13 protein-coding genes are annotated in these 15,131 nt (G+C 60.2%); 8 read left to right on the forward strand and 5 right to left on the reverse strand.

Going from position 1 to position 15,131, the window contains the following annotated elements; genetic code table 11:
• Nucleotides 1-65: 65 nt before the first annotated feature.
• Nucleotides 66-3,152, reverse strand: coding sequence for a transglycosylase domain-containing protein (locus tag BLU75_RS01520; RefSeq protein WP_084381825.1), 3,087 nt, complete (start codon nt 3,150-3,152; stop codon nt 66-68).
• Between the two features lie 403 nt (nt 3,153-3,555).
• Here BLU75_RS01520 and BLU75_RS01525 point away from each other — a divergent pair, with 403 nt between their 5' ends.
• On the forward strand, nt 3,556-4,977 hold the full coding sequence (locus tag BLU75_RS01525; RefSeq protein ID WP_084381824.1) for an amino acid permease: 1,422 nt from the start codon (nt 3,556-3,558) through the stop codon (nt 4,975-4,977).
• Nucleotides 4,978-5,062: 85 nt separating this feature from the next.
• Here the strand turns inward: BLU75_RS01525 and BLU75_RS01530 are convergent, their stop codons facing one another.
• On the reverse strand, nt 5,063-5,347 hold the full coding sequence (locus tag BLU75_RS01530; protein ID WP_084381823.1) for a putative quinol monooxygenase: 285 nt from the start codon (nt 5,345-5,347) through the stop codon (nt 5,063-5,065).
• A gap of 45 nt (nt 5,348-5,392) precedes the next feature.
• Entirely contained in the window at nt 5,393-7,012 is a 1,620-nt protein-coding gene (locus tag BLU75_RS01535; RefSeq protein ID WP_084381822.1) for an FMN-binding glutamate synthase family protein, read from the reverse strand.
• 229 nt (nt 7,013-7,241) lie between these two features.
• Between BLU75_RS01535 and BLU75_RS01540 the strand changes: the two genes are divergently transcribed.
• The gene (locus BLU75_RS01540) at nt 7,242-7,517 is read left to right on the forward strand and encodes a type B 50S ribosomal protein L31 (RefSeq protein ID WP_084381821.1); all 276 of its coding nucleotides are present in this window, start codon (nt 7,242-7,244) and stop codon (nt 7,515-7,517) included.
• 76 nt (nt 7,518-7,593) lie between these two features.
• Here BLU75_RS01540 and BLU75_RS01545 read toward each other — a convergent pair whose 3' ends face one another.
• Nucleotides 7,594-9,036 (reverse strand): ATP-binding protein, encoded by a 1,443-nt coding sequence (locus BLU75_RS01545; protein WP_373863677.1) that lies wholly within the window; start codon nt 9,034-9,036, stop codon nt 7,594-7,596.
• Between the two features lie 217 nt (nt 9,037-9,253).
• Here BLU75_RS01545 and nosR point away from each other — a divergent pair, with 217 nt between their 5' ends.
• From nosR to BLU75_RS01565, 4 genes are all read left to right on the forward strand, one after another.
• Entirely contained in the window at nt 9,254-10,600 is a 1,347-nt protein-coding gene (nosR, locus tag BLU75_RS01550) for a response regulator c-di-GMP phosphodiesterase, NosR family (protein ID WP_084381819.1), read from the forward strand.
• A gap of 72 nt (nt 10,601-10,672) precedes the next feature.
• A complete protein-coding gene (locus tag BLU75_RS01555; protein WP_084381818.1) occupies nt 10,673-11,083 on the forward strand; it encodes an NUDIX hydrolase in 411 nt (136 codons plus the stop codon).
• A gap of 24 nt (nt 11,084-11,107) precedes the next feature.
• Complete coding sequence (locus BLU75_RS01560) at nt 11,108-11,743, forward strand: LysE family translocator (RefSeq protein WP_084381817.1); 636 nt, start codon at nt 11,108-11,110, stop codon at nt 11,741-11,743.
• Nucleotides 11,740-12,258: a GNAT family N-acetyltransferase gene (locus tag BLU75_RS01565; protein ID WP_084381816.1), complete on the forward strand. Its 519-nt coding sequence runs from the start codon at nt 11,740-11,742 to the stop codon at nt 12,256-12,258. Before BLU75_RS01560 ends, BLU75_RS01565 begins: the two co-directional genes overlap by 4 nt.
• 4 nt (nt 12,259-12,262) lie before the next feature.
• On the opposite strand, the gene metR is transcribed toward BLU75_RS01565, so the two are convergent.
• Nucleotides 12,263-13,180 (reverse strand): transcriptional regulator MetR, encoded by a 918-nt coding sequence (gene metR / locus BLU75_RS01570; RefSeq protein ID WP_084381815.1) that lies wholly within the window; start codon nt 13,178-13,180, stop codon nt 12,263-12,265.
• A 194-nt stretch (nt 13,181-13,374) separates the two neighbouring features.
• Here metR and BLU75_RS01575 point away from each other — a divergent pair, with 194 nt between their 5' ends.
• The gene (locus BLU75_RS01575) at nt 13,375-14,394 is read left to right on the forward strand and encodes an alpha/beta fold hydrolase (protein WP_084381814.1); all 1,020 of its coding nucleotides are present in this window, start codon (nt 13,375-13,377) and stop codon (nt 14,392-14,394) included.
• A 61-nt stretch (nt 14,395-14,455) separates the two neighbouring features.
• Nucleotides 14,456-15,106, forward strand: a complete 651-nt coding sequence (locus tag BLU75_RS01580; RefSeq protein WP_084381813.1) for a DsbA family oxidoreductase — start codon at nt 14,456-14,458, stop codon at nt 15,104-15,106.
• The last annotated feature ends 25 nt before the right edge of the window (nt 15,107-15,131 follow it).

Raw genomic sequence — 15,131 nt, forward strand, 5'->3', positions numbered from 1 at the left:
CCCCTCGCCACAGGTGGTGGTTGGCGCGCGACTTCTTTAACTGAACGGCATTGCCCTGACCCACCTCAGTCCGGCTGGCAGCGCATCGCTGCCGTCTGTTCCAGATAGGGCATCAACAGCGGTGTCATGCCCTTGAGCACTTGCACCGGCAGCGCTGAGGTAAAGGTGAAGTGCTGTGCCGAATGACCCGGTACGAACGCTGTCAAGGTGCCGAAGTGCTGCTCGCCGAGGTAGAACACGAACGTGGCGGTGCGGTTGATCGATTTGGAGCTGAGTACGCGACCGCCCGCACCAAATGTCTGGATGCGGTTGTCCCCCGTGCCGGTCTTGCCGCCCATTGCCAGCGGCGTACCGTCGGCCAGGGTGAAACTGCCCGCCACGCGTTTTGCCGTGCCGGCGTCCACCACCTGCGACAACACCTCGCGCAGCGCCGCTGCCACTTCGCTGGGCATGACGCGTCGAGCACGATCCGGGTTGTTGATCAACCGTGTCTCGTAAGGTGTGTCGGCGGCAAAACGCAGACGGTCGATGCGCAGCACCGGCAAACGTACGCCGTCGTTGAGGATGATCCCGATCAGTTCGGCCAGGGCGGCGGGGCGGTCGCCCGAGCTGCCGATGGCGGTGGCCAGCGAGGGCACCAGATGATCGAAGGGATAGCCCACGGCCTGCCAGCGTTGGTGGATATCCAGGAACGCCTCGACCTCGAGCAGTGTGCGAATGCGCTTGTCCCGTGCACTTTGATGACGGCTCTTGAACAGCCAGCCATAGACTTCCTGGCGCTCGAACTGACTGGCCTCGACGATTTGGCTGAACGTCGCCTCGGGGTGATTGAGCAGGTAGCCCATCAGCCACAGGTCCAGTGGATGAACCTTGGCGATGTAGCCTTGGTCGGGCAAGTCAAAAGCCCCGGGACCGTAGCGCGCATAGAGTGTTTCCAGGCGCGCGTCGCTCAGCGCTTTCTGGCCTTGGGTGGTTTTCAGGTGTGCCCGCACAAAACGCTTGAAGGTGTCCGGGTTGGCCTCGGGCAGCAAGTAACGATGCACCGCCGCGAGGCGAACGGGTGTGGGGCGCACGCCGTCGAGGAATGTCTCGAGGCGCGCCTGGGTATCTTTTTTCTGATACTTCTTCCAGAACTTGAGCAAAAACGTGCTGCCTTCGCGATCCGCGAACCGGGCCAGGTATTCCTGGCGACGCGGATCGCTGTCGTCCTTGAGTAATTGCGCGCTGTTGTTGGCGCCTGAATAGATGCTGTAGCGCACCAGGTCGCGCATCAGGCGAATGAACGGCAGGTTGATGGATTCGCGCAGCGCGTCGCGCAGGCTCGGCGTGCGGCCATTGTCCTGGATACGGAAATTATTGAAGCGGTGCAGGCCGCCGCCAGTGAAAAAGGCTTCGCCGGGACTCGCCGAGTAGGTGCGATCGAGGGCGGCACCGAGCATGTTGTCCAGGCGCTGCTCCGGGTGACGGATCAGGTAATCAATGGCCCAGCGGCTCAAACGGTCCTGGCTGTCGACCTCAACATTCTTCAACGCAGCGGGCGTCAGCGGCGCATAGCGTTCATGCAGTTCCGCGACGATTTGCAGGTAGGTGGTGAGCACGCGCAGTTTGGCGGTAGAGCCCAGCTCCAGCTTGCTGCTCTGGTTGATATCGAAGGGCTGGTCGGTGTTATCGGTCTGGACCCGTACGCGTGCGCCATCCGCAGTTCGTTCAAACAGGGTAAAGCTATAGCGCACCTGGGCGGTGGACGCGGGGGTCAGCAAGCGGTGGCCCAGCAAGCCGATTTGTCCGGCGAAAGTCGGGTCTGCCAGCTGCTTGAGGTAGTCGGTTATCTGGTTTTGCAGCTCGCCCTGCAAGGTGCTGGTAGCCGAAAGATCGAGACGGTCAAGGTCGTACAAGGAGCGATCCAGCAACACCGCCAGTCGGCTGCGGGCGACACTGATGGCTTTATTGCTGTCGATCGGTTGAACGGCGGGTTGCTGTTGCCAGTCGCGGTAGGTGACGCGGCTTTCCAGGGCGGCGGCGGCGAGGGTAGTGTCGATGACCGCGTGTTGTCGCAGGAGCCGCAGGTGGCTGTCGGTCAGATTGGCCAATGCTGCGCGGCCCTTGGTCAGGTAGTACGAAGGGCGGCGCTGGGCGATCATCAATGACAGCACCTGACGCAACGCCAGGCCGCGCGCCGCCAGGCTGACCGGGTCGTCCGCGTGGCTACCGAGGGCTTGATTGACTTGATTGAAGTCTGCGCCGTACCACGCTCTTAACCCTTCGGCCATGCCATGGACTTCGCCATGCCCCGGAACTGCCGACAACGGCACGCTGTTGAGATAGTCGCGCACCACGTTCTGCCGGGCGAGGAGCGTGTCGGGACCGCTCTGGTAAGCCCGCACACTGGCGGACAGCATCTGGCGGATTTTTTCGCTGCCTGAAAGGGTCAGGCCATCCGGCGAGTGACGGTATTTTTCCAACTGAGTCGCCAGGGTGCTGCCGCCTGCCGTTTGTCCCGGCAAGTGCAACTGGCGTGCGACTTGTGACCATGCAGCCTTGGCGAAGCGCGGCCAGTCCACCGCCGGGTTGGCCTGGGGTTGGGACGGGTCGAGCAGCTCACGGTTTTCGATAAACAACAGGCTGTGCACCACCAGCGGCGGCACGTCGCTGAAGCGCGTATATAGCTGGGGCGGGTAGTCGAACCGATACAACGGCGTGGCGCGGCAGTCGGTGATGGACAAACCTGCCTGGATTTTCTCGACGTAGGGAATGAACATGCCTTGGCGGCTGTACGCCATCAGCGCATCGGAGAAACGTGCCTGCGACTCGATCACGTAATTGCGATTCAGCAGGCGCGGCAGGAATTCTCCGAGGGCGCTGTAGCCCAGGCGCTGGTCAAACGGGCCGGCGCCGGGATAGACAATCGCATCGCTGGCGCCGGGCCCCAGGGTGTAGGTCAGTTGTTCTGCCCACTGACTGAATGTTCGCGCTTGCCAGTGAGCAGTCTGCAGTTCTCGTCTTGCGGCCCAACCCAGGGCGATCAATACCATCAGCAGGATCAGCCAGCACAGCCGCCAGGCTCGGGATGGCGTGGTTTTTTTCGGCAAAGGCACGGGTGACGGGCTGTCTGATTCAGTGTGGGGAGAATCGGTGTGCCACAGAGCGCCCATAGTCGATTGATCCATTCGTACAGATTGATCGGACTTGTCTGAAGCGTAGACGCTGATTGCCCATGCCACGAGCTTTGTCGCAGAGGTTTGAGCGAGTCATCCCGGTGCCGGACATGTTATGTAATACTTGCCGCGTTTTGCGCCGGGAAGGCCGGTTTAGACGGTTGCTGCTGCATCCGTCGAAACGCTTTTTATCGGGGCTTATCGCCAAATTTTGCTGTTTATTGAGTGAAAAGCCCTGTCGGGAGTTTTCTACACTGCACGCCCCGCTGAGCTGGCCAGTTGCTTTTGCCAGACGGGTCTCCCCACAAGGTTGACCCGGTCAAGTCGACATATGCGCCTATCGGCTGATATGCCTGAGACTCGGTGGCTATATCCAATAACAAAATGAGGTTGTATTCCTATGCCTGTCGGCAAACCACTGCCCCTTGAGGAGACCGCTCAAGGCGGCCCGCTCAAACGCGAACTGGGCGAGCGCCACATTCGTCTCATGGCCCTTGGCGCCTGTATCGGTGTCGGCCTGTTTCTTGGCTCGGCCAAGGCCATCGAAATGGCCGGCCCGGCGATCATGCTGTCGTACATCCTGGGCGGCCTGGCGATCCTGGTGATCATGCGCGCCTTGGGCGAGATGGCGGTGCATAACCCGGTCGCCGGGTCGTTCGGGCGCTATGCGCAAGATTACCTCGGCCCGTTGGCGGGGTTTCTGACTGGCTGGAACTACTGGTTCCTGTGGCTGGTGACCTGTGTCGCGGAAATTACCGCCGTGGCGGTGTACATGGGCGTCTGGTTCCCCGATGTGCCGCGCTGGATCTGGGCCCTGGCGGCGCTGATCAGCATGGGCAGCATCAACCTGATCGCGGTCAAGGCATTTGGCGAGTTCGAGTTCTGGTTTGCGCTGATCAAGATCGTCACCATCATTGCGATGGTGTTGGGCGGCATCGGCATCATTGCGTTCGGCTTTGGCAATGACGGCGTGGCCCTGGGAATTTCCAACCTGTGGACCCATGGCGGATTCATGCCCAATGGCGTGACCGGTGTGTTGATGTCCCTGCAAATGGTGATGTTCGCGTACCTTGGCGTCGAGATGATCGGCCTCACCGCCGGCGAAGCACGCAACCCGCAGAAGACCATTCCCAACGCCATCGGCTCGGTGTTCTGGCGCATTCTGCTGTTCTATGTCGGTGCCTTATTCGTGATCCTGTCGATCTACCCGTGGAATGAAATCGGCACTCAGGGCAGCCCGTTCGTGATGACCTTCGAGCGACTGGGGATCAAGACTGCGGCCGGTATCATCAACTTTGTGGTGATCACTGCGGCACTGTCGTCCTGCAACGGCGGGATTTTCAGCACCGGGCGCATGCTCTACAGCCTGGCGCAAAACGGCCAGGCCCCGGCGCAGTTCGGCAAGACCTCCAGCAACGGCGTACCACGTCGGGCGCTGTTGTTGTCGATTTTCGCGTTGCTGCTGGGTGTGCTGCTCAATTACCTGGTGCCGGAAAAAGTCTTTGTCTGGGTGACCTCGATTGCCACTTTCGGTGCGATCTGGACCTGGGTGATGATCCTGCTGGCGCAGCTCAAGTTCCGTAAGAGCCTGAGTCCGACGCAACAGAAAGCCCTGAAATACCGGATGTGGCTGTACCCGATTAGCTCTTACCTGGCGCTGGCGTTCCTGGTGCTGGTGGTAGGCCTGATGGCGTACTTCCCGGACACGCGCGTGGCGTTGTACATCGGGCCGGCGTTCCTGGTGTTGCTGACGGTGCTGTTCTACGTGTTCAAACTGCAGCCGACCAACGCCACTGACGGATCGGCGTCTTCAGCGTCCTGAAACCCGCGGCGATGACAAAAAAAGCCCCGCCTCATTTTTTATGAGGTGGGGCTTTTTTGTGACATTCAGGGCGCTGGATCGACGCCTAGAACGCATCCATCAACAGCACTCTGCTGGGCTTGGCTTGATACGCATTGATCTGTGGCACCAACCGTGTGAAGTGCGCGGTCTGGCAATGAGCATCCAGTGCTGCCTGGTCGGGCCATTGCTCGACAAAGATAAAGTGCCCGGGGTCTTTCTGGTCGACATACAGGTCGTAGGCAATGCACAGCGGTTCTTGCCGGGTTTTTTCCACCAGTTCGGCGTACCAGGGGAGTACGGTGTCCAGGTGTTCGGGCTTGATGAAGTCTTCAGCAATGACTTTCAGCATGAGATCAGTCCTTGGAGCGCGCCCTGCACGGCGCCGCATGAGTATTTAGGCCGCTGCCACTTCGTGAGGCTCGAAACTGTCGGCCCGCGCCATCTGCCACATCCGCGAATAAAACTCGCCGTTCACTTCACCCGTGAGCAATTCCCCAGGCTTGAGAAACACATGCAACTGCGAGAACAGCTTGATCTCGGTGGCCGACATGCGTCGCACCAAGTGCTTGGCCGACAGCTGCGAGGGATGATCGAGCCCGGCCGCGGCGAGCATTTCCGCCAGCGCCTTGAGGGTGTTGCGGTGGAAGTTGAATACGCGCTGGGCCTTGTCCGGGACCACCAGCGCACGTTGGCGCAAAGGATCCTGGGTGGCCACACCGGTCGGGCATTTGTTGGTGTGGCAGCTTTGCGACTGGATGCAGCCGATAGCGAACATGAAGCCCCGCGCCGAGTTGGCCCAGTCGGCGCCGATGGCCAGGACGCTGGCGATGTCGAAGGCGCTGACAATCTTGCCGCTGGCGCCCAGCTTGATCTTGTCCCGCAGGTTCAGGCCGACCAGGGTGTTGTGGACAAACAGCAAACCTTCACGCAACGGCACGCCGATATGATCGGTGAACTCTACGGGCGCGGCGCCCGTGCCGCCTTCCTTGCCATCGACGACGATAAAGTCCGGCAGGATTCCGGTCTCCAGCATGGCCTTGGCAATGCCCATGAATTCCCACGGATGCCCCAGGCAGAACTTGAAGCCCACCGGTTTACCGCCGGACAGTTCGCGCAGTTGGCCGATGAACTGCATCAGTTCGATCGGCGTCGAAAAAGCGCTGTGGCGCGACGGTGAAATGCAATCTTCGCCCATCATGATGCCGCGGGTGTCGGCGATTTCCTGGGTGACCTTGTGTTTGGGCAGGATCCCGCCATGACCAGGCTTGGCGCCTTGGCTCATCTTGATTTCGATCATCCGCACTTGCGGATTCTGCGCTTGCACGGCAAAGCGCTCCGGGTCGAAACGGCCGTCGCTGGTCCGGCAGCCGAAATAGCCGCTGCCGAGTTCCCAGGTCAGGTCGCCGCCGTTTTCCCGGTGGTAGGGGCTGATGCTGCCTTCGCCGGTGTCATGGGCGAAGTTGCCCAGTTTGGCGCCGTGGTTGAGCGCGCGGATGGCGTTGGCGCTCAGCGAGCCGAAGCTCATGGCCGAGATGTTGAACACCGAGGCCGAATATGGCTGGGTGCACTGCGGGCCGCCGACCATCACCCGAAAGGCGCTCGGATCACTCAACGGCGCGGGGCGCATGGAGTGGCCGATGAACTCGAAACCGGACTGATACACATCGATCAGGGTGCCGAAAGGCTTGTCGGCGGTTTCATTCTTGGCCCTGGAGTAGACCAGCGAACGTTGGGCACGGGAGAAGGGCAGGGCGTCGCTGTCGGACTCCAGCAGGTATTGGCGGATTTCCGGGCGAATGCCCTCGACCAGGTAACGGATGTTGCCCAGGACCGGATAGTTGCGACGCACCGCGTGAGGACTCTGCAGCAAGTCGAACAGGCCAATCAGGCTCAGCACGCCGGTGATCAGCGTGATGGGCCACAACCATTCGTGTTCGATAAAGGGCAGGCTGGCGAGGGTGAAAATGACGCACACGGCAAAAAATGCATAACGGCTAAGCAAGGACAAACTCATACGTATTCCTTGGGTTCGGACTCATTAGGACCTGGGTCGTCAGGGTTGTGCGTCTGTGTCTTGTTATGTTTTTCACGGTTAACGCAGGCATCCAGCTTAAGGGCGAACTCTCGACAGGGGCAACAGCAATAGCATTGAGCAGTGCGCTTATTGCAATTGGTTCTCGTTTGACTGGATTTATTGTGTTACGGTATAACGTAATTAATTCACCCAGTGCCCCGGAGGCCTTATGAAAGCTGGTATCCATCCTGAGTACCGCACCGTGCTGTTTCACGACACTGCCGCCGATGTGTTTTTCCTGATCGGTTCCACCGCCGACACCGACCGTACCCATAAACACACGGATGGCAATACCTACCCGTATTTTGCCCTCGACGTGTCCAGCGCATCCCATCCGATCTACACCGGCCAGCAGCGCAAGACCCAGGCCGAGGGCCGGATTGCCGGCTTCAACAAGCGGTTTGCGGCGTTTGGGTCTTCGGGGAAAAAAGTCGAGGTTGAGTAAAAAAACAGGGTTGAGTACAACCCCCCTCACTGCTACAAACTGCTCGCCCCGTTAAACCGCGCGGGGCCGCAGGCATCTACTGCGGTTTATCCGTCTGCCGTATCGGCAGCACCACCCGAAAGGTGCTGCCCTTGCCAGGTTCGCTACGCACCGAAATATCCCCGTGGTGTTTCTTGACGATGCCATAGGACAGCGACAGTCCCAGCCCGGTGCCTTCGCCTACCGGCTTGGTGGTGAAGAACGGATCGAAGATTTTCTGCAGGCTGTCGGCCCCGATGCCGCAGCCGTTATCGGCGACTTCCAGCCACACCTGATCGCCTTCGACCCCGTTGCTGATGGTAATCGTGCCGCGCGCCGGGCCCATGGCCTGGGTCGCGTTGATCACGAGGTTCATCACCACTTGGTTGATTTGTGAGGCCAGGCATTCGATTTCCGGCAACGGCTGGTAGTGCTTGATTACATCGGCCTTGTACTTGAGTTCGTTGGCCACGATGTTCAGGGTTGAATCGATCCCCTGCTGCAGGTTCGTCCATTGCCATTTTTCGTTGTTGTCGACCCGGGAGAAATTTTTCAGGTCCTTGACGATCTGGATCACACGACCAATGCCATCCTTGGATTCGCGGATCAGCAGCGGAATGTCTTCCTTGAGGAAATCCAGATCCATGCCTTTGCGCAGTGTGATCAACTGTTCAAGGCACTCTCCGCTCGGTAACGCCTCTTCAGCTTGCTGATAAGCGTCGAGCATCTGTTGCAACTGCTTGACGTAGCCTTCGAGGGTGCCGAGGTTCGAGGAGATAAACCCCACGGGGTTGTTGATTTCATGGGCGACGCCGGCGGCCAGTTGTCCAAGGGAGGCAAGTTTTTCCGACTGCACCAATTGGCTTTCCAATTGCTTGCGTTCATCGATTTCCTCTTGCAGCGCCTGACCCGCGAGGGTGAGTGCCTGGGTGCGCTGCTCCACCAACTGTTCCAGGTGAATGGTTTTCAAGCTGGCGCGACGAGCCATGTCCCATTTGGCGGCGAGGGTGTTGGCCATCTGCTGGACTTCGATGTTATCGAAGGGTTTTTTCAGGATCAGCAACTGATCGTTGTACTTCAGGCGCGCTTCAATCGCTTCGAAGGAGTAATCGGAGTACGCCGTACACAGCGCGATCTGCAGGTCGGGGTCAACCTCCCACAGGTGTTCGATGGTCTCCAGGCCATCCCATCCCGGCGGCATACGCATGTCGATGAACGCCAGCGCGTACGGTGCGTTATCGGCCTGGGCCTGGCTCACCAGTTCCAGGGCTTCCTGGCCCTGATAGGCCGAGTCCAGGGTATAGGTTTGACGCGCGACAGGCGCCGTGCCGAACAGGGCTTGCTCGAAGCCCTCCAGCGTCTGATCGGCCATCGCTTGCGCGCAGAGAATCTTGCGAAAGTCTTCATGGATGGACGCTGTATCGTCGACGATCAGGATCCGGCGGTTCGCCTGCCCTGACTGAGGAATCACGCTGTGTGCCTCAGAGGCGGCGGCATGGATGAGCACATAGTGCTTCCTTTCCTCGGTTGTTTGGCTTGGGTGGTGGGATAGTCGCCGACTACGCTTAAGCATAGCCGTCTCCCTTGAAATAGTCGGCCACTTGACGTCAAATCAGTGTCAGTTCCCCCTTGGTTATGTCGCGCCAACCGCCGAGGTCCCTACAGTGTCTGATTGGCCCCGGCGGGCAAGGGTGTTTTGGCTTTCAGCAGGTGTCGCCATGGATGAGCAGCTCGCTACGACTTCCGCCTACAGACCTACGGTTTTGCTGGTCGACGATGAAGAGTCGATCCTTAACAGCCTGCGTCGACTGCTGCGTGCTCAACCCTATGACGTGGTACTGGCCGGCAGCGGCGCCCAGGCCCTGGACATCATGGCTGCCCAGCCCATCGACCTGATCATCAGTGATGCGCGCATGCCCGTCATGGATGGCGCCACACTGCTGGCCGAGGCCCATCGGCTGTATCCAAACACCTCGCGCATTCTGCTGACCGGCTACGCCGACCTGGCGCTGATCATCAAGGCGATCAACGAAGGGCAGATCCACCGTTACGTCAGCAAGCCCTGGAACGACGAAGATATGCTCCTGACGGTGCGTCAGTCCCTGGCGCACCAATATTCCGAGCGCGAACGGTTACGCCTGGAACAATTGACCCGTGAGCAGAATGATCAATTAAAAGCACTCAACGCCACACTGGAAAAACGCGTGGAATCGCGAACCGGTGAGCTGCAACAGACCGCCGACATGCTCGACCTGGCCTACGATGAACTCAAGCACAGCTACGTGACCAGCACCGAGGTGTTTTCACTGCTGGCTAACCTGCGCCTACCCAAGGAAAAGCAGACCAACCGAGCGTTGATCGAGCTGATCCGGGTCTACTGCAGGGATCGGGCGATTGACGAAAGCAGTGTGCGTGACCTGAGCATGGCCGCTGCCTTGTATAACGTCGGCAAGCTGAGTTGGACCGACGCAATGATGATGGCGCCCTCGGATCTGTTGCACAGTACTGAGCGTGAGTTGTATCGGGCCTACCCCACGCAAAGCGAATCACTGCTGATGACCCTGGAACCGATGAAGGATGCCGCCCGGATCATCCGTCATCATCAGGAACGCTGGGATGGCAACGGTCACCCCGACCACCTCAAGGGCGAGGCCATCCCCTTTGGTTCACGTTTGTTGAAGCTGGCGGTGGACTTTATCGAGCTGCAGCGCGGCTTGATCCTTGAGCGGCACATGAACAGCGATGAGGCGCTGCTGTACATCCGCAAGTACGCCGGCCGTCTTTACGATCCGGACATGGTGGAGGACTTCGTCCAGGCCTGCGCGGCGTTCCTCAGCGACGTGACCCTGGGCGACCCGAACGTCAAGGTCCTCACCACCCGCGAGCTGGCCGACGGCATGGTCCTGGCGCGCAACCTCAACGCCGACAACGGCATGTTGCTGCTCAACGCCGGCAAGGTCTTGACCCTGCCGCTGGTGGACAAGTTGATCGCGTTCGAGGCCATGGAGGGCGCCAAATACAGCGTATTCATCAAAGAGCCTGACGAGGTAGCGCTGCCGTCCTGACCGGCGCGGTTCGGTTGCCTCCTTTTGACCCGCGTGTGATCCTGACGCCTTTTAATCCAAGGCGTTTATTTCATGTCCACGACTATTCGGATTGCTGCGGCATTGTTAATCGGCAGCGACGGCCAAACTTTGCTGGTGCGCAAGCGCGGCACCCAGGCGTTCATGCAACCGGGCGGCAAGATCGATGCCGGTGAGCAACCGGTGCAGGCGCTGGCCCGTGAACTGCATGAAGAGCTTGGCTTGCGGATTGATCCGGCCCACGCTCGCTACCTTGGGCACTTCTCGGCACCGGCAGCCAATGAACCGGGGTTTACCGTGCAAGCCGAGTTGTTTCAAGTCTACATCGACGTGGCCGTGACGCCCGCTGCCGAGATTGAAGAAGTGCGCTGGATCGACCCCGCTGGCGACGGTGGCCTGCAGTTGGCACCCTTGACACGCGACCTGATCCTGCCGTTTTATCGCTCATCACTGGCCACCGCCTGACCTGTCGGGCTCAAAGGACTGAGCATGATCCCTGTGCATGAATTATTGATCTTCGCCGCCGCCTCATTGTTGCTGGTGCTGACACCGGGCCCGAACATGATCTACCTGATCTCCCGTTCGATTTGTCAGGGGCGCAAGGCTGGAATTACCTCATTGTTGGGGGTGGTCGCGGGTTTTTTTGTCCACCTGTTTGCGGCGGCAGCCGGTTTGACGGCGGTATTCCTCGCCGTACCCATGGCGTACGAGGCGCTGAAATGGGCGGGTGCGCTGTACTTGCTGTGGCTCGCCTGGCAGGCGCTGAAACCTGGCGCCCGCTCGCCGTTCGAGGCCCAGCAACTGCCCGTCGACTCGACGCGCAAGCTGGTGACGATGGGCTTTCTCACCAGCGCCTTGAACCCGAAAATTGCGGTGTTCTATCTTTCGGTCTTTCCGCAGTTCATCACCCCGGAACACGGTTCGGTGTTCACCCAGAGCCTGATGCTTGGTTTTACCCAGATCAGTGTCAGTTTTATGGTCAATCTGTTGATCTCACTGTTCGCTGCGAGCATCGCCGGGTGGTTTATCAACAACCCCGCGTGGCTGTCGGTACAGCGCTATTTCATGGGCTTTGTGCTCGCGGCCCTGGCGGTACGCCTGATGTTTGAGCAACGCCGCGCATGATGATCCGGGCGTTGGCCAGCAGCGACGCGGCGGCCTATCGGGCGTTGATGCTGCAAGCCTATGACACTTATCCCCAAGCCTTTACCTCAAGCGTTGCGGAACGGGCCGCGCTGCCCTTGAGCTGGTGGGAGAAACGCCTGGACAACCCGCTGGACCGGGTGCTCGGTGGGTTTTCCGGGGAGCAACTGACAGGTATTGTCGGCCTGGCGTACGAACCTCGGGAAAAGGCCCGACACAAGGTGACGTTGTTCGGCATGTATGTCGCCCAGGCATGTCAGCAACGTGGTTGGGGACGTCAGTTGGTACACGCAGCGCTGGATGAGGCGCGCGGGCAACCCGGAGTGAAGCTGATCCAACTCACGGTCACCGCCGGTAATGACGCAGCGCTTGCGCTTTACCGACGGTGTGGGTTTGTGCAGTACGGCCTGGAACCGCTGGCGGTACGTGTGGGCCTGGAGTATTTCGATAAAATCCACATGTGGCGCGAACTCAAGGGAAGTCCGGCCTGTCAGTGAACACCTAACGCACCGCGCTGACCCCATCCAGGGTCGAGAATGAGGTGTCCTTGGCGGTCAGCAGGAAGTCGCGCATATAGGGCGCATCCAGCATGTCCGCGCGAATCCCGGCATACAGCGTGGCGAACAGACCTTTCTCCCCCAGCCGCTTGGCTTTCACATAGCCCCGTGAACTGTACTCGTGCAGCGCCCAATGGGGCATGCCGCACACGCCACGGCCGCTGGCCACCAGTTGCATCATCATCACCGTCAGTTCAGAGGTGCGGACCTGGGCCGGTTCAACGTCAGCCGGTTCCAGGAACCGCGTGAAAATGTCCAGGCGATCGCGCTCCACCGGGTAGGTGATCAGGGTTTCGTTGAGCAGATCCGTGGGCACGATGTAGGGCTTGCCCGCCAGCGCATGCTGATTGGCCACGGCGAGCATGGCTTCGTAAGTGAACAGCGGCACATAAGTGATGCCCGCCAGCTCCAGCGGATCGGAGGTCACCACCAGGTCCAGGTCGCCACGGGCCAGGGCCGGCAGCGGGGCGAAAGCAAATCCCGAGGCCAGGTCCAGTTCAACCTCTGGCCACGCATCGCGGAACTGGTCGATGGTCGGCATCAGCCATTGGAAACAACTGTGGCATTCGATCGCCATGTGCAGGCGCCCGGCGGTGCCGCCGGCCAGGCGCGCGATGTCGCGTTCGGCGCCGCGCAACAAGGGCAGCGTCGCATCCGCCAGTTGCAATAGACGCAGGCCAGCGCTGGTGAAACGCACTGGTTTGGTCTTGCGCACGAACAGCGGCATGCCCATGCGTTCTTCCAGTTCCTTGAACTGATGGGACAGCGCGGACTGGGTCAGGTGCAGGCGCTCGGCGGCTTCCACCAGGCTGTCGGCTTCGCGCAGGGCGTGCAGGGTCTTGAGATGACGGATTTCGAGCACGGCGTCTCCGTGAAAATAATTTGTGGAAAGTTAGAATAGAGTGAGTTTGTCTCATGTTGCTCCAACTGTCGACCCGACCGGGTGCAAATGACCGCTGGGCGCCATTCATTAAACTGTCATGCAACTGTGGCAGCGCGCTTGAACAAACTTCATCAGACTCGCGCTCTACTGGGGTTCTGTGTTTCGGTGTTTTCATGCGTGTGTTGCTTTTGCTGGCCGCTTTATTGTTCGGCCTGCCGTCTTTTGCGGCTTCTCGATGTGATGTCAATGTCCCGACCGAGCGGGTCGACCTGGACCAGGTGAGCCTGGCGTACCAGAGTATTGGGCGTGCCTCCGATCCGGCGTTACTGCTGGTGATGGGCCTGGGCGGACAATTGATCCACTGGCCGGACGACGTGGTGGTCGCCCTGTGCGAACAAGGTTTTCGGGTGATTCGCTACGACAATCGCGATGTCGGCCTGTCCACGTGGCGCCAGGTGCCCGCCAGCGCCAACCTGACGTTCGAGGTGTTGCGCTACAAGCTGGGCCTGCCGGTGGCGGCGCCTTATACCTTGACCGATATGGCCGACGATGGCCTCGGGCTGATGGACGCGTTGCAGGTCCGGCAATTTCACGTATTGGGCGCGAGCATGGGTGGGATGATCGCCCAGCACATGGCGGCCATGGCGCCGCAGCGCGTGGAAAGCCTGACCCTGATCATGACCAGTTCGGGGGCCGAAGGCCTGCCGGCGCCGAATGCCGCGCTGGTGCAATTGTTGTCGCGACGCAGCGCGCCCAACCGTGCAATCGCGCTGGAGCAGCAGGCCGACCTGCTGGCTGCGCTGGGCAGTCCGCAGATCGAGGATGATCGCCAGGCGTTGCTGCAGCAGGCGGCGTTGTCCTACGACCGCGCCTTCAACCCCGAAGGCGTGAAGCGCCAGATCATGGCAATCCTCGCTGAGCCGAGCCGAGTGCCGCTGCTCAATCAGTTGCGTGTCCCGACGCTGGTGGTCCACGGCACGGCCGATCCGTTGCTGCCGGTGATGCACGGCGTACACCTGGCGGCGCATATCCAGGGCAGCCAGTTGCGCCTGATTCCCGGTCTGGCGCATCGTTTTCAGGAGGCGTTCAAGGCACCGTTGCTGGCAGCTGTGTTGCCCTACCTGCAATCACACCGGGAAGATGTGGCGCATTGGGCGCGGATTGATCCAGTGCTGCCCTCCAAGCTTTTGTGAAGGCAGGGCAGGGGTGTATGGTGCGAACTTTCCGGCGTGTGATGCCTGCGAGGTTGCCTAAATGAGTACTCCCCTGAAAATCGATTTCGTCAGTGATGTGTCCTGCCCCTGGTGCATCATCGGCCTGCGCGGCCTGACCGAGGCCCTGGACCAGTTGGGTGCCGAGGTGCAGGCCGAGATCCACTTCCAGCCTTTCGAGCTGAACCCGGACATGCCTTCCGAAGGGCAGAACATCACCGAACACATCAGTGAAAAATACGGTTCCAGCGCGCAAGAATCCCAAGCCACCCGCGCGCGCATCCGCGACATGGGCGCCGAGCTGGGCTTTGCGTTTCGCACCGACGGGCAGAGCCGTATCTACAACACCTTCGATGCTCATCGGCTGTTGCACTGGGCCGGTCTCGAGGGGTTGCAATACAACCTCAAGGAGGCGTTGTTCAAGGCGTATTTCAGCGACGGCCAGGACCCGTCCGATCACGCGACTCTGGCGATCATCGCCGAAAGTGTCGGCCTGGACCTCAAGCGCGCGGCCGAGATCCTGGCTTCTGATGAATACGCCGCCGAGGTGCGCGAGCAAGAGCAGTTGTGGGTTTCACGTGGGGTAAGTTCGGTGCCGACGATCGTATTTAACGATCAGTACGCGGTCAGCGGCGGCCAGCCGGCCGAAGCCTTTGTGGGTGCGATTCGCCAGATCATCCGCGAAGCGCGGTAGCGCAGGGTAATCGCGCGGCGACGCA

Source organism: Pseudomonas mucidolens, from assembly GCF_900106045.1.
In the GTDB taxonomy this organism is placed as follows: Bacteria; Pseudomonadota; Gammaproteobacteria; order Pseudomonadales; family Pseudomonadaceae; genus Aquipseudomonas; species Aquipseudomonas mucidolens.